Genomic DNA, 13,790 nt, shown 5'->3' with positions numbered 1-13,790 from the left:
ACAATAAAGCCGTGAAAATAAATTTCACGGCTTTAAAATGTACATTTTAATAAAACGAAAACAGTAAGCTTTAGTAAAATCCGTTATGCATTTAAGGTATTACGAACTTGGCCACTTACTGCACCTAAGTCTGCTTTGCCTTGCATTAATGGTTTTAATACCGCCATTACTTTACCCATGTCAGCCATTGAAGCAGCACCGGTATCAGCAATAGTTTTGGTAATTAACTGACTAATTTCTTCACTTGAAAGTGGCTGCGGAAGAAAAAATCCTAAGGCGGTTACTTCTTCAGCTTCTTTAGCAGCTAACTCATCACGACCACCGTCAGTAAACATTTTGATCGACTCTCTGCGTTGTTTAACCATTTTGGTTAAAATCACAATGATGTTCTCATCAGTTGGTTCAAGGTTATGATCGATTTCGGCTTGCTTAATTGATGAAATGGCCATACGAATAACACCAAGACGACATTTGTCTTTAGCACGCATCGCAACTTTCATTTCATCTCTGAGTTGGTCTATTAAACTCATTTATTTTACTCGATAGTCTTAAATACTACTAAGGTATCTTAGTACATGCGAACGCGGCGAGCGTTTTCACGAGAAACTTTTTTAGCAGCACGCTTAACAGCGGCAGCTTTCTTACGTTTACGTTCCCAAGTAGGCTTTTCGTAAGATTCGCGACGGCGAACTTCTGAAAGGATCCCTGCTTTTTCACATGAACGTTTAAAACGACGTAATGCAACGTCAAATGGTTCGTTTTCTCTAACTTTAATTACTGGCATGTATAACCTTAGTATGTATCTATATGATTGGTGTATCGCTTAAGCATTATTGCTTCGCAAACACCCACTCTATCAAAATTGGGTGACGTATTCTAAAGCTAAGCACTAGTTAAAGTAAAGTGTAATATTTTCTAAAATTAAAATTAACTGATTTAATACTAATTTTATTATATATCCGCTGATGTTCACGGGGGGAAACGAATAATAATTTATTAAACGTTGTCGCTGGCCATTATCTATTTTTCTGATAAAAAAGTAGATCACAACCTTGATCAAATGGGTATAATAGCTAACGTATTTGGCGTTAAAATCGCTCAATAAAATGAAATAAACATTATTTAGGCTTTTAGGTTAAGGGTATTATGCGAATTTTAGGTATAGAAACATCTTGTGATGAAACGGGTATTGCTATTTATGATGACGGAGAAGGTGATTTACCTAAAGGTATTGTAGCCCATCGTTTATATAGTCAAATAGCTGTTCATGCTGACTACGGCGGAGTCGTTCCTGAATTAGCGTCACGAGATCATGTCCGTAAAACAATACCTTTAATTAAAGAAGTGTTAAAAGAAGCTAACTTAACCCCTGCTGATCTAGACGGCGTTGCTTATACTGCAGGGCCTGGTTTAGTGGGGGCATTATTAGTAGGCTGTTCAATTGGCAGAAGTTTAGCTTATGGCTGGGGACTTCCGGCAGTGCCTGTTCATCATATGGAAGGGCATTTACTCGCGCCTATGTTAGAAGAAAACGTGCCAGAGTTTCCTTTTGTTGCCCTGCTCGTTTCGGGTGGACATACTATGCTAGTGCGTGTTGACGGCATTGGTCGATATGAATTACTCGGTGAATCAGTTGACGATGCTGCGGGTGAAGCGTTTGATAAAACAGCTAAGTTACTTGGGCTTGATTACCCCGGCGGGCCTGCTTTATCGAAGATGGCTGAAAAAGGCACAAAAGGGCGTTATAAATTGCCGCGTCCAATGACAGATCGTCCAGGTTTAGATTTTAGCTTTAGTGGTTTAAAAACCGCTGCAGGTACTGTTATTCGCAAAGAAATAGCGTTACAAAAAGCACAAGGCAATGAAGGTATGGATGAACAAACTCATGCCGATGTCGCTTATGCATTTCAAGAAGCGGTTGTTGATACCTTAGCAATAAAATGTCGCCGTGCTTTGCAGCAGTGTGAGTTAAAACGTTTAGTGATTGCTGGTGGCGTTAGCGCCAACACATCGCTTCGAGAGAAATTAGCGGAAATTACTAAAAAGCTCGGTGGAGAAGTTTTTTATCCACGTCCTGAGTTTTGTACTGATAATGGCGCGATGATAGCTTATGCGGGCTTGCAACGTTTAAAAGCAGGAACAGATGCAGATTTATCGTTTAAAGCGACACCACGTTGGCCGTTAGATACTTTACCAGCGGTATAACTAGCGGTAAAGTTGGCACATTAATGACTTCATTTGGCCTTAGTAAAGGATATTTTACCTTCATCTCCTTTTATCAATCGCCAAATGTTGTCCTTGTGGCGAAAAATAATTAATACCGAGAGCATCATCACTGGGTACATATATAGAGGTTTTAATAGCCAAATATAAAAAGGCGCAAGCGATACCGTAATAATAGCGGCTAAGCTTGAATATCGGCTAAAATAAATCACACTTACCCAGGTCAGTATCAATAAACCCCCAAGATCTAAACCTATCGGTAATAATACACCCAGTGCGGTTGCAACGCCTTTTCCGCCTCTAAAGTTAAAAAATATAGGGTACATATGGCCTAAACAAGCAGCCAATGCTATTAACCCTAAATTAAGGGGGTCTAAATCAAGGAAATAAGCGCCCCACACCGGAATAGTGCCTTTGAGGATATCAAAGAGCAGCACCAGTGCAGCGATGAATTTGTTACTGATACGCAAAACATTGGTTGCGCCAGGATTGTTTGAGCCGGTAGTGCGAGGATCTGGAAGTTTTAATAGCTTACACAATAAAATAGCACTAGAAATCGAACCGACCAAATAGGCAGCAAGCATTATTATCAGTGTTACTAATAGAGCGCTAATACAAAAACCTCACAATTCATTGTTAAAATGATGGTTAATTATAACAAGTTTTCAACAATTTTAGATATTCTAGCCTTTCATAATGTCAATGGAAATAAGTTTTTCTATCGTCTATTAATAAAAAAAATGAATTGATCCGTCAACCACTAGTTTTTATAACTTTGCACAGGTAAAATCGACCTATATTTTTAGTTGTTTTATTAAAGATGAGTGTACGTTAATGGATAAAGTTTATATTGAAGGCTTGAGTATTCAAACCACCATAGGTTTTTTCGATTGGGAAAAAGAAATAAAACAAACCTTAGTGATTGATTTAGTTATGGGGTGGGATACCGCCAAACCGGCCGAAAATGATGAGCTAGCTAAAACACTCGATTATGCCGACATATCAGTAAAAATAGCTGAATTTGCTAATAAAAATCCCGTAGATTTAATTGAAACATTAGCAGAGCGTTTGGCTAAATTCTTAATCGAAACTTATCAGATCCCTTGGCTTAAATTAAAAGTAGCCAAGCCTAATGCGGTGCATAATGCCATCACAGTTGGCGTTGAAATTGAACGTGGTAGCCAATCAAATAACAGTAATCATGGGTAATGGCGCGTTTATATATTTCGCTTGGCAGTAATGTTGACCGTCAGCACTATTTACAGACAGGATTGACTGCCCTTGAAGCGCTGCTTGGTGAGTTAACGCTATCATCTTTATTTGCTAGTAAAGCCGTAGGATTCGACGGTGCTGAATTTTATAATATGGTGATCGGTGCGACGACCGAACTTAATATAGTACAAGTGGCTAAAGCACTCCGCGAAATTGAGCTTAACAACGGTCGAGAAATTGATGCTAAAAAATATAGCCCACGCACCTTAGATTTAGATTTATTACTGTTTGACGATTTAGTGTTGGACACACCAGCACAAATTCCACGTGCCGAGATCACAGAAAATGCCTTTGTTTTATGGCCATTGGCTGAAGTAGCGCCAGATCTTAAACACCCCATTTTAAAAAAATCGTACCAACAACTTTGGCAAGCTTACGATAAAACACAACAACAAATAACCACAGTAGACTTTTCTTGGTCAAGCCAATTATAAAAGTTAGACATTAAAAAATTGAATTATACATAAGGAATATAATAAGCAATGACCATTACAGAGATATTTATTTTAGCTATTCTCCAAGGATTAACGGAGTTTTTACCCGTATCAAGTTCAGCACATTTAATCTTACCCTCAGCTGTTTTAGGCTGGAAAGATCAAGGTTTAGCACTCGATGTTGCTTTGCATGTTGGAACATTACTCGCAGTTGTTTTATATTTTCGTAAAGATGTCGCGAATATGGCTGTTGCTTGGGTGGGTAGTATAAAAGGTGATAATACTAGCTTTGATGGCAAGCTTGCCTGGTGGATATTATTTGCGACTATCCCATTAGGAATATTTGGTTTGCTCGGCAAAGACTTTATCGAAGCACATTTACGTACTGCGTTGGTTATTGCTGCTACTACCTTAATTTTTGGATTTTTACTGGGTTTTGCTGACATTAAAGCGGGTAAAAGAAAAGCGACTGAGCATATTGATTTTGAAAAGCTAGGATTTAAAGGCGCTATGCTGATTGGTTTAGCACAGGCGGTAGCATTAATTCCGGGGACATCGCGTTCAGGTATAACAATGACTATCGGTTTGATGCTTGGCTTAAGTCGAGAAAATGCGGCTCGATTTTCTTTCTTATTGTCAATTCCTGCCATTGCGATGGCGGGGAGTTATTTAACATTAAAATTAATTACTGAAACGGGTCCTGTTGATTGGAATGCTATTGGTATTGGCAGTGTGTTAGCTTTTTTTAGTGCTTATGCCTGCATTCACTACTTTCTTATTCTATTGGAAAAAGTCGGTATGATGCCATTTGTTATCTATCGCTTAGTTCTGGGTGTCGCATTACTTTGGTTTGTGCTGGGTTGATTGATCTAAACCTGTGCTGCTATCGTTTAGTTAATTAGAAAAAAATAATAATAATAATAAATTTAAATATGCGATTTAATTTTTAAATACGCATCTAAATACAAATTAATACAAATTTAATATATAAAAGTGAGTAACGAATGAATTTATCATTAACCGAAGAACAGATGATGATTCAAGATATGGCAAAAAAATTCGCTGAAAGCGAATTAGCTCCTGTAGCGGCCGAACTTGATGAAACCCAAGATCAAACACTTTTCCTCAACAACCTTGCGCAGTTAACTGAACTGGGTTTTATGGGCTTAAATATTAAAGCAGAATATGGTGGCGTTGAAGCAGGCACGGTTGCTTTTAGCTTAGCGATAACAGAAATAGCACGCGCATGTGCAGCAACCGCAGTAACAACATCAGTGACAAATATGGTTGCTGAAGTTATTCAAGCGGTTGGTAATGAAGAGCAAAAGCAAAAATATTTACCTAAAATATGTAGTGGTGAATATAAAGCCGGTGCTTTTTGTTTAACAGAGAATGACGCCGGTTCAGATCCTGCTGGCATGAAGACCTCTGCGGTACTCGACGGTGATGCCTACGTACTCAATGGCAGCAAACTCTATATTACCAGTGCCAGCTTTGCTGACATCTTTGTTGTTTGGGCGGTAACGGACGCGACCGCTCGAAAAGGTAAGGGTATTTCATGTTTCTTAGTGGAAGCAAATACGCCAGGTATTACGGTCAGTAAGCCAGAAGAAAAAATGGGGCAAAAAGCATCACCCACTAATGAAGTGAGCTTTAGTAATTGCCGGATACCTGCTAGTGCCATGATGGGCAAAGAAAATAAAGGCTTTGGCGTTGCGGTTGGCGAACTTGCGGGCGGTCGAATTGGTATTGGTTCATTAGCGCTAGGCATTGGTTTAGCCGCCATGGATTACGCTCGTGCTTTTATCACTGAACGTAAGCAGTTTGGCCAAGCATTATCAAACTTCCAAGGTTTACAATGGAAACTTGCCGAACGTTACACAGATTTAGAGGCAGCCCGTTTATTGTTAATGCAAGCTGCTTATACTAAAGAACAAGGGTTACCCTTTGGTAAAGCCGCTTCTATGGCGAAGTTATTTGCCGCAGAAAAAGCGAATACTGCTTGTTATGACGCTTTGCAACTAATGGGCGGTGCCGGCTATATTAAAGAATATCCGCTTGAACGCATGGCTCGCGACGTACGTATTACCACTATTTATGAAGGCACCAGCGAGATCCAAAAAATCATTATTGCTCGTGAGTTATTAAACGAAGTCTAATTATTATTAGACTTATATGATACGAAAGCTGAACGTCCCTTTATTGATAGGCGTTCAGCTTTTTGTATTAAGGCACTTGCGCTTTTTATAATTGCCCCAAAATATAGATTATAGACGCTCATCAATAAACTAAATGGAAGTGAATGTGACTACAAATGCCATTGAAATTACCCTAGAAAATTTTCAACAAATTATTTTAGAAGAATCAAAATCGAAGTTAGTCTTAGTTGACTTTTGGGCGGCACAGGTCCCTGAAAGTTTGGAGCTAAAAGATAAGCTAGCCATCGGCTTGCAGGGTTTTGAGCAGTATATATTATACGCCACGGTTGATTGTCAAACTCAGCAACAAATTGCCCAACAATTTGGTATTCAAGGTTTACCTACGGCGATTTTAGTGAAAGATGGTCAACCACTTGATGGTTTAACTGGGCCACAAGATGACGACAATATAAAAGAATTTTTAGCGAATCATTTACCTAAAGAAGAAGACTTATTACTCATTCAGGCGCAAAAGTTATTAGCTGATAATAATATTAATGATGCCTTCACGGTCATTAATAGTGCTTATCAACTTAATAGTGAACGTGCCGACATTAAATTAATGATGGCAGATGTTTATTTACAAACGGGTAAAATAAGCGAAGCCGAATCTTTATTAACCACTATTTTAATGGTTGACCAAGACAGTCACTATCAAGCGCTTATCGCTAAACTTGAGCTTGCCAGTCAAGCCGCCGACTCACCAGAAATTAAAGCACTAGAAGCACAGTTAGTGGACGACGTTGACAACATTGCTTTACAACATCAACTTGTTGCGCAATACAGCCAAGTCAATCGACATGAAGAAGCGTTGACGTTACTGTTTCGTTTAATGCAAAAAGACAGTAGTGATGCTGCCAGCAAAGATCTTTATCTTGATGTGTTAAAGGCTTTACCTGATGGGGATCCATTAGCCAATAAATTTCGCAGAAAACTGTATACCTTAATGTATTAAATCAGTACTGGCAGTAGATGCGTGACACTGATTATTTCAGTGTTACGCACTTTGTGAAAGGTGAGGTTTTACTCTCAAGCTGACAATATGGCTTTAAGTCTATGATGGTTTTAATTTACCCACGAACGTTTTTCTAAACTTTGCGAGCTTAGGCGAAACAATCGCCTGACAGTAAGGATTACCAGGATTATTATTGAAATAGTCTTGATGAACATCTTCACCAGAAAAGAACTCTGACGCTTGAGTTACTTCGGTCACAACCGCTGAGCTATACATATTGCTGGCGTCGACTTCTTTAATAATATCTTCAGCAATTTGTTGTTGTTCTTTGTTGTGATAAAAAATCCCTGAGCGATACTGGGTTCCTATATCGTTACCTTGACGATTTAATTGGCTGGCATCGTGTAGCGTGAAAAACACTTCTAATATTTCACGAGAAGTGATCGCTGCGCTATCAAAAGTTAACTGCACGACTTCTGCATGGCCGGTTTGACCCGAGCAAACGTCTTCATAAGTTGCTAGCGCTGCGCTACCGCCCATATAACCTGATACGGCAGATTTAATGCCGATTAATTGGTTGTATGCACCTTCGATACACCAAAAGCAACCGCCTGCCAGGGTGATTTTTTCTTCATGTGATGACATTAAAATAAACCTTAATAAATTTGATTAAAATAACTGTATAACAATAGACGTTTAGATGTCTATATGTTTTTATCTGAAATTTAAAATAAACTGTTTTTGATCAGTTAAAATTATAAAAATTAGCGTAACATCAACAAATACGATTAACCAATATAAAAATATTATGTCTTTATTTTTTAGAAAGTTTAACCAAGTTCGCACCGTTCTTTTATTGCGCAGTGCGGCAATTATTATTCAGCTGATATTAATACTTTTTGTTAATGGCGTTTTAAACTATCAGCTGCCTTGGTTACCGCTCATTATTGTTATTTCAATTGAAGCTTTATTTACGTTAGTCAGCTATTTATATTATAAATCTGGGAAAGAAGCCGATAAGCTCGCCTTACTTGGGCAGATTTGCGCTGATATCTTATTTCTCTCACTTATTTTGTATTTTAGCGGCGGAGCAACTAATGCTTTTGTCTCGTTATTACTTATTCCTATTGCTATTGCTGCTGTGACGTTAACACCGTTATTACTTGGAAGTGTCGCACTATTAGCGATTGCTTCATACAGTGTTTTATTGTGGTTATTACCCATGTCAGTAATGCATGGCAATATGCAAAGCCACTTTATTGGTATGTGGATCAATTTTCTCTTTTCTAGCATTGTTGTTGCAACCGTTGTTGGCCAAATGGCACGAAGAATTTCTCAAAAAGAACAGGCAATAGCTGCTTTTCGGGAAGAGCAATTAAAGCAAGAAAAAATTATGTCATTAGGGGTCGCTTCTGCGCAAATAACTCATCAGCTCGCTACTCCTATAGCAACTGTACAGCTGCTTGTCGATGAACTCAGTGAAGAGCTACCTGAGCACCCAGCGATTGTTGACCTACAAGGACAGTTATTACGTTGTAGCAGAAGTTTAGCTGAGTTTCGTAAAATGGTTTTTGAGATTAAAGAGCAAAAGTCAAAAGAGGTACTTTGTGCTGATATTGTGCAAGAAATGCGTGATCATATTAACTTAAATTATCCTGATGTTAGGGTGAACTTTTTGTCTGAGGCGCACCAATCAATACTCAGTGAAAACGCTAAAGTATTGGCTGATGCTTCATTATTGCCAGCGATTTTAAATTTAGTTAATAATGCGATTCGAGCCACTAAAGCCAGCGGTAGTGATAAAATTGAGTTATCTAGCTTGTTTGATGAAAAAAATTGGCAACTCAGTATTCGTGATTTTGGTTGTGGTTTTACCCAATTAACACTAAGTGAGTTAGGCGTTAAACCCGTAAACAGCAAGCAAGGATTAGGTATGGCGGTATTTTTGAGTCATGCAAGTTTAGAGCGATTAGGTGTGACACTTACCTTAACCAATCACGTTGCGGGTGGCGCATTAGTAACGTTGAAGTTACCGTTAGTGGTTAATGATATGCAGGAAAAAAGTGAATGAAATTATTAATTGTTGAAGATGATAGTACCTTTGCTAATACGCTTAAAAGGCGTATGGAAAAACATGGCTACAGCTGTTGGTTGGCCGATAATATTAACGATGCATTATTAACCTGTCATCGTCAATTGCCTGAATTCATATTGCTCGATATGAAACTCCATCATGAAAGTGGCTTAAATTTGATTAATCCGATGAGGAAGCTATTGCCAAAGAGTCGTATTATTTTGTTAACCGGTTTTGCCAGTATCGCTACTGCAGTTGACGCAATAAAGCTTGGCGCAGATGATTACTTAACCAAGCCGGTCGATACACAGACTTTATTATCGGCCTTAGCTAAAAACGCTAACAGTTCGTCGCTAAAAAAATCAACATTGGCTGCAAATTCAGCAACAAACATTATAAATGAGCCAACGTTGTCAACCGAGCAGGTTGAATGGGAGTATATTCAACAAGTCTTAAAATTTAATAATGGTAATGTTTCAGCAACGGCTCGTCAGCTTTCAATGCACCGCAGAACCCTACAACGCAAGCTACAGAAAAAACCAACGGTTAATGGCGAAGTTGATTAACCTTAGTTTTCAATATTATAAGCAATATGCTGGTGAAACCTTAACGTTAATTCATCTTTATTAATGGGGATTTCGAGTTCGGTCGCTAATAAACGCATTGCCTGTTCTATTTGGTTAATAAACTTGCCATAGCCGCTGTGCAGGGAATCTTCTGCGGTAGCCACAAAGATAAGTTGTACGTTATCAACTAACTCATCGGCTTTCCATTTACTCACCAAGCCACAGGGACTCTGTTTAGGGTTATAACCTAACATTTGTAACTCACCCATCTTAGAAATTATTTCATGCAAACTATGTCGGACAATGGGGACTAAACCATTAGCGATTAACGCCCCATTATTTAAATTAAAGCGCTTAGCCACCAGTGAAAAAGTATCAGTTAAATAAGTATAAAGCGGATTGTATGGATCTTTAGAATTGGCATCAATGTCGACTAAACCCAATAAACGATTATCAATCGTTAGATTAATTACCGCATAACTTATTGCCGATGCGTTCGGTGTTATAACAACGTTTTGTGATTTATAGCGTTCATCAATCGGCCGTAATTTATGTGCTTGTGTGCCTAAGCAGCCTTTATTTTTAGCAAATAAATCATACGTAAGATGTTGATGATCACGTAAACGTATCGCTTGGTTAGGTAATTTTGTTTGCTCGATAAAACTATGCAGTAACCGAGTCACTTTTTGATGAAATGCCGCCGCATTAAAACGAATGTCGTCGCCAGAGGCTAAAAACAGCAGGGTGATCTTTTTTGCGCGAATACTGGCATCAAAAAAAGAATTTTGTAATTGATGATTTTGAGGATCGTAATAAAATAAAATTTGCTGGCTGGTTTGCCATTGGTGCATTTCTTGACTGTAGCGAACGCGAACTAATTTATCGTTAGCAATAAATAAGCTACTTTGTATCGCATAGTCATTACTTAGCGTAAATAATAATTGTGATAAACTTTGATAAAAATCATAGTAAGGTTGAGTGCTATGCGTTGAAATATTTGGAGAAATTAACTCTATTAATTCATCGGTAATGGCAAACTCAGCTAAAATATATTGGTTATCTCGCGCATTTGAAGGAATATAAGCTTTGTGCGCCGCACTGCGTTTTCTTATTATAGACATGTTCGTTCCCTGTTTGAAGTTAGTCGATAAACTTAGGATGATTATAAATAGACCTTGTGACACTTTTATGATGTTAAAAGGTTTTGAGTTATTATCCCGACAAGAAAATTTAATAAATAGAGAAACTATGTTTTCAGATCAACAAGCTTTGCTCGATGCTGTAAATCAAATAATGCCTTTTGGAAAATATGCAGGTAGACCCTTACTAAAATTGCCAGAGCCTTACTTAGTGTGGTTTAAATCAAAAGGTTTTCCTGAAGGTAAGCTAGGACAGCAACTTGAATTAATTTACGAAATAAAACTCAATGGTCTTGAAGGCATGTTAGAACCACTGTTACGCTCAAGTCGCTTAGGTATTCCACAACATTAAAATAATTTTTTATATAAAAATAACTTTTAATAATCATAGGTAATAACGCTTGTTGCTAACAAATTGTTTTATTTATTTAATCTTATAATTAGGATTTCTGAGCTCTCAATCATTAACTGTCGAACACTTTTTAATCGTAATTTTACTTGATTTAGCCTCTTGCTTATTCTTAACTGAATTGTCGACTGCTGTTTTATTCGACAAGTATTAATAAGTATCACCAAGACAATGATGGAGAGTTATCGATGCAAACAAAGAAAAGAGATCGTCTAGGCAGAGCACATTCCAATGGTTATAAAGCAGGCCTCACCGGAAAAACAAAAGAAAAATGTCCTTATCAAAATACAGATGCAAAATCAGAATGGCTAGGGGGTTGGCGTGATGCGTTAACGGATAAAAATCTAGGACTATTCAAGTTATAAGTTAACATCTTATTTTTAATAAAAAGGAGCCCTTTGCTGATGTTTACTAAGGGCTGTATCTTTTTTTAGTTAACCTTATGCTTGTTCAGGCAACTGCCAGTTTATCGGAGTCATATTTTTTGATTGTAACCATTGGTTGGTTTTTGAGAAATGCTGACAGCCATAAAAACCGCGATATGCCGATAAAGGTGAAGGATGTGGCCCGTTTAATACAAAATGCTTTTCGGTATTAATGTTTTTTCCTTTCTTTTGCGCATGAGCTCCCCAAAGTAAGAATACACAACCGCTACTTTCTTGATTAATGTGCTTTATTACTGCATCAGTAAAGGTTTCCCAACCTAACTTAGCATGAGAATGAGCCTGTGCTTGTTTGACGGTTAAAACCGTATTCAGTAATAACACCCCTTGCTCTGCCCACTGCGTTAAGCAACCGTGGCTTGGCTTATTAAAGTCAGCAAACTCATTAACAAGCTCTTTATAAATATTGACTAATGAAGGTGGGACTTTAATGCCGGGTTGCACAGAAAAAGCGAGTCCGTGAGCTTGATCTTCACCGTGGTAGGGATCTTGCCCTAATATAACCACTTTAGTGTCTTTAATATCTTGATAACAAAAAGCATTAAAAATATCGTTTTGCGCAGGAAATATAACTTCGCCCTTTGCTCGTTGTTGAGAAATTACTTGGTTTAGTTCAATGAAATATGGCTTGGCTTGTTCTTGATTAATAAGTTGTTGCCATTGCGGCTTAATATTTTGATTTATCATGAGGTATAAAAATGGCCGTTAATCTAAATTAACGACCATTATAAACGTGTTTTTAACTGAACGAAATTAGTGATCGTTTAATAATAAATAATCACGTAAGTCGCTAAAGTTAGCGGCCATATCTTTTGATAAAATGGTTTCGCTGGCGCAGTCAGCAAGCTCTTTTGGTAAACCGATTGGTTGTCCTAAAATACTTTCAACCACCTCTTTGAATTTTGCTGGGTGTGCGGTGCCTAAAAATACACCAAATTCACCTTCATCTGCATTGTACTGTAACGCTTTATAGGCAACGGCTGCATGTGGTTCACTGATGTAACCCAGCTTGGCTAACTGTAAAACAGTTGACTGTGTTTGTTCTTCATCAATTGAAACTGAACTAATACAATCGCTAGGAACTATGCCAGACTTTAGCATATGTTCAACGCGAGGCCAGTTGTTTGGATCGCTAACATCCATAGCATTTGAAATTGTCGCTACAGTAGCATTAGGCGTCCACTCACCTGTTTTTAGGTAACGAGGCACAGTATCGTTGGCATTTGTTGCCGCAATAAATCTTTTTATCGGTAAACCGAGTGCTTTAGCAAATAAACCAGCGGTTAAGTTACCAAAGTTACCACTGGGAATCGATACCACAACATCGTTTAATTCGCTTTTACACTTTTGACGAGATAACTGTGCAAACCCTTCAAAGTAGTAACATACCTGAGCTAATAAGCGGCTGATATTTATTGAGTTAGCTGAATTTAAACCTATAGTAGTAGCTAGCTCTCTATCATCGAATGACTTTTTAACTAACGCCTGACAATCATCAAAACTCCCGTCAATAGCGAGTGTTTCAATATTGCCGCCTAAGGTCGTAAACATTTTTTCTTGTAGCAGGCTGATTTTTCCTTTCGGATATAAGATCACCACACGAATATTTTCAATGTTATGAAAAGCATGAGCAACCGCCGCGCCCGTGTCACCTGAGGTCGCCGTTAATATAGTGATCTTTTTATCTTTGCTAAAAACTTGCAAACATTTAGCCATAAAACGCGCGCCAAAATCTTTAAAGGCGAGTGTTGGACCATGAAAAAGCTCTAATATAGCTCTGTCTTTATTGATGGGTTGAATTTGTGCTGGAAAGTTAAAAGCACTGGTCACAATCTCAGTTAATTGCGCTTTAGTTAAATCACCTTCTACAAACGGGTAGAGGACATGTACACTTCTTTCAACTAAAGGCATAGCGAGTAATTCATCGATATTATCTAACACTGGGATTGTTTCAGGAAAAAAGAGTCCCTGATTTTTTCCTAGTCCTTGCTTAACCGCACCAGCAAAACTGACTTGTTCATCGTTTTCTTTTAAATTATAAAATTTCACAACATATTCCTAATAAATTTGGTATTTT

Annotated in this window: 17 protein-coding genes; 10 read left to right on the top strand and 7 right to left on the bottom strand. The window is 38.0% G+C overall.

Annotated elements, in window-relative coordinates:
• Positions 1 to 83 precede the first annotated feature (83 nt).
• Entirely contained in the window at positions 84 to 530 is a 447-nt protein-coding gene (locus tag H4J75_RS01790) for a GatB/YqeY domain-containing protein (RefSeq protein ID WP_182218037.1), read from the bottom strand.
• Positions 531 to 568: 38 nt separating this feature from the next.
• Positions 569 to 784: a 30S ribosomal protein S21 gene (gene rpsU, locus H4J75_RS01785; protein WP_011045067.1), complete on the bottom strand. Its 216-nt coding sequence runs from the start codon at positions 782 to 784 to the stop codon at positions 569 to 571.
• Positions 785 to 1,146: 362 nt separating this feature from the next.
• Here rpsU and tsaD point away from each other — a divergent pair, with 362 nt between their 5' ends.
• Positions 1,147 to 2,205 carry a tRNA (adenosine(37)-N6)-threonylcarbamoyltransferase complex transferase subunit TsaD gene (gene tsaD / locus H4J75_RS01780; protein WP_070374848.1) on the top strand — a complete coding sequence of 353 codons (1,059 nt, stop codon included), beginning with the start codon at positions 1,147 to 1,149 and terminating at the stop codon, positions 2,203 to 2,205.
• Between the two features lie 29 nt (positions 2,206 to 2,234).
• On the opposite strand, the gene plsY is transcribed toward tsaD, so the two are convergent.
• Positions 2,235 to 2,837, bottom strand: a complete 603-nt coding sequence (gene plsY / locus H4J75_RS01775) for a glycerol-3-phosphate 1-O-acyltransferase PlsY (RefSeq protein WP_310733746.1) — start codon at positions 2,835 to 2,837, stop codon at positions 2,235 to 2,237.
• Positions 2,838 to 3,057: 220 nt separating this feature from the next.
• Here plsY and folB point away from each other — a divergent pair, with 220 nt between their 5' ends.
• The 5 genes from folB to H4J75_RS01750 all read left to right on the top strand — a co-directional run bounded on the left by folB (position 3,058) and on the right by H4J75_RS01750 (position 7,082).
• Positions 3,058 to 3,432, top strand: coding sequence for a dihydroneopterin aldolase (folB, locus tag H4J75_RS01770; RefSeq protein ID WP_070374846.1), 375 nt, complete (start codon positions 3,058 to 3,060; stop codon positions 3,430 to 3,432).
• A complete protein-coding gene (gene folK / locus H4J75_RS01765; protein ID WP_070374845.1) occupies positions 3,432 to 3,929 on the top strand; it encodes a 2-amino-4-hydroxy-6-hydroxymethyldihydropteridine diphosphokinase in 498 nt (165 codons plus the stop codon). The genes folB and folK overlap by 1 nt, the downstream gene beginning before the upstream one ends.
• A gap of 48 nt (positions 3,930 to 3,977) precedes the next feature.
• Positions 3,978 to 4,793: an undecaprenyl-diphosphate phosphatase gene (locus tag H4J75_RS01760; protein ID WP_182221174.1), complete on the top strand. Its 816-nt coding sequence runs from the start codon at positions 3,978 to 3,980 to the stop codon at positions 4,791 to 4,793.
• Between the two features lie 140 nt (positions 4,794 to 4,933).
• Positions 4,934 to 6,088, top strand: a complete 1,155-nt coding sequence (locus tag H4J75_RS01755; protein WP_070374843.1) for an acyl-CoA dehydrogenase family protein — start codon at positions 4,934 to 4,936, stop codon at positions 6,086 to 6,088.
• A 145-nt stretch (positions 6,089 to 6,233) separates the two neighbouring features.
• Positions 6,234 to 7,082: a tetratricopeptide repeat protein gene (locus H4J75_RS01750; RefSeq protein ID WP_310733497.1), complete on the top strand. Its 849-nt coding sequence runs from the start codon at positions 6,234 to 6,236 to the stop codon at positions 7,080 to 7,082.
• Between the two features lie 99 nt (positions 7,083 to 7,181).
• On the opposite strand, the gene msrA is transcribed toward H4J75_RS01750, so the two are convergent.
• A complete protein-coding gene (gene msrA / locus H4J75_RS01745; protein WP_182221173.1) occupies positions 7,182 to 7,727 on the bottom strand; it encodes a peptide-methionine (S)-S-oxide reductase MsrA in 546 nt (181 codons plus the stop codon).
• Between the two features lie 163 nt (positions 7,728 to 7,890).
• Between msrA and H4J75_RS01740 the strand changes: the two genes are divergently transcribed.
• Both H4J75_RS01740 and H4J75_RS01735 read left to right on the top strand, forming a co-directional pair.
• The gene (locus tag H4J75_RS01740; RefSeq protein WP_182221172.1) at positions 7,891 to 9,153 is read left to right on the top strand and encodes a HAMP domain-containing sensor histidine kinase; all 1,263 of its coding nucleotides are present in this window, start codon (positions 7,891 to 7,893) and stop codon (positions 9,151 to 9,153) included.
• Positions 9,150 to 9,722 carry a response regulator transcription factor gene (locus H4J75_RS01735; protein WP_182221171.1) on the top strand — a complete coding sequence of 191 codons (573 nt, stop codon included), beginning with the start codon at positions 9,150 to 9,152 and terminating at the stop codon, positions 9,720 to 9,722. Before H4J75_RS01740 ends, H4J75_RS01735 begins: the two co-directional genes overlap by 4 nt.
• Before the next feature lie 2 nt (positions 9,723 to 9,724).
• Here H4J75_RS01735 and H4J75_RS01730 read toward each other — a convergent pair whose 3' ends face one another.
• A complete protein-coding gene (locus H4J75_RS01730) occupies positions 9,725 to 10,843 on the bottom strand; it encodes a DUF3083 family protein (RefSeq protein WP_182221170.1) in 1,119 nt (372 codons plus the stop codon).
• 127 nt (positions 10,844 to 10,970) lie between these two features.
• Between H4J75_RS01730 and H4J75_RS01725 the strand changes: the two genes are divergently transcribed.
• Complete coding sequence (locus H4J75_RS01725; RefSeq protein WP_070374839.1) at positions 10,971 to 11,213, top strand: DUF3820 family protein; 243 nt, start codon at positions 10,971 to 10,973, stop codon at positions 11,211 to 11,213.
• A 245-nt stretch (positions 11,214 to 11,458) separates the two neighbouring features.
• Entirely contained in the window at positions 11,459 to 11,635 is a 177-nt protein-coding gene (rmf, locus tag H4J75_RS01720; protein WP_070374838.1) for a ribosome modulation factor, read from the top strand.
• 75 nt (positions 11,636 to 11,710) lie between these two features.
• Here rmf and ung read toward each other — a convergent pair whose 3' ends face one another.
• Positions 11,711 to 12,400, bottom strand: coding sequence for a uracil-DNA glycosylase (gene ung, locus H4J75_RS01715; protein ID WP_182221169.1), 690 nt, complete (start codon positions 12,398 to 12,400; stop codon positions 11,711 to 11,713).
• Positions 12,401 to 12,466: 66 nt separating this feature from the next.
• On the bottom strand, positions 12,467 to 13,762 hold the full coding sequence (gene thrC, locus H4J75_RS01710; protein ID WP_070374836.1) for a threonine synthase: 1,296 nt from the start codon (positions 13,760 to 13,762) through the stop codon (positions 12,467 to 12,469).
• Positions 13,763 to 13,790: the final 28 nt, after the last annotated feature.

The organism is Colwellia sp. BRX10-1 (assembly GCF_014077545.1).
Lineage (GTDB): Bacteria > Pseudomonadota > Gammaproteobacteria > Enterobacterales > Alteromonadaceae > Colwellia_A.
Note: the sequence above shows the minus strand (reverse complement) of the source record. Positions and strands in the feature narration are given on the sequence as shown.

What these genes read in the sequence shown, in the direction of transcription:
- rmf (WP_070374838.1), top strand. Translation starts at nt 11,459, where the DNA reads ATGCAAACAAAGAAAAGAGATCGTCTAGGCAGAGCACATTCCAATGGT.
- H4J75_RS01735 (WP_182221171.1), top strand. Translation starts at nt 9,150, where the DNA reads ATGAAATTATTAATTGTTGAAGATGATAGTACCTTTGCTAATACGCTT.
- H4J75_RS01760 (WP_182221174.1), top strand. Translation starts at nt 3,978, where the DNA reads ATGACCATTACAGAGATATTTATTTTAGCTATTCTCCAAGGATTAACG.
- H4J75_RS01725 (WP_070374839.1), top strand. Translation starts at nt 10,971, where the DNA reads ATGTTTTCAGATCAACAAGCTTTGCTCGATGCTGTAAATCAAATAATG.
- H4J75_RS01755 (WP_070374843.1), top strand. Translation starts at nt 4,934, where the DNA reads ATGAATTTATCATTAACCGAAGAACAGATGATGATTCAAGATATGGCA.
- H4J75_RS01730 (WP_182221170.1), bottom strand. Translation starts at nt 10,843, where the DNA reads ATGTCTATAATAAGAAAACGCAGTGCGGCGCACAAAGCTTATATTCCT.
- H4J75_RS01790 (WP_182218037.1), bottom strand. Translation starts at nt 530, where the DNA reads ATGAGTTTAATAGACCAACTCAGAGATGAAATGAAAGTTGCGATGCGT.
- folK (WP_070374845.1), top strand. Translation starts at nt 3,432, where the DNA reads ATGGCGCGTTTATATATTTCGCTTGGCAGTAATGTTGACCGTCAGCAC.
- folB (WP_070374846.1), top strand. Translation starts at nt 3,058, where the DNA reads ATGGATAAAGTTTATATTGAAGGCTTGAGTATTCAAACCACCATAGGT.
- H4J75_RS01740 (WP_182221172.1), top strand. Translation starts at nt 7,891, where the DNA reads ATGTCTTTATTTTTTAGAAAGTTTAACCAAGTTCGCACCGTTCTTTTA.
- rpsU (WP_011045067.1), bottom strand. Translation starts at nt 784, where the DNA reads ATGCCAGTAATTAAAGTTAGAGAAAACGAACCATTTGACGTTGCATTA.
- ung (WP_182221169.1), bottom strand. Translation starts at nt 12,400, where the DNA reads ATGATAAATCAAAATATTAAGCCGCAATGGCAACAACTTATTAATCAA.
- tsaD (WP_070374848.1), top strand. Translation starts at nt 1,147, where the DNA reads ATGCGAATTTTAGGTATAGAAACATCTTGTGATGAAACGGGTATTGCT.
- msrA (WP_182221173.1), bottom strand. Translation starts at nt 7,727, where the DNA reads ATGTCATCACATGAAGAAAAAATCACCCTGGCAGGCGGTTGCTTTTGG.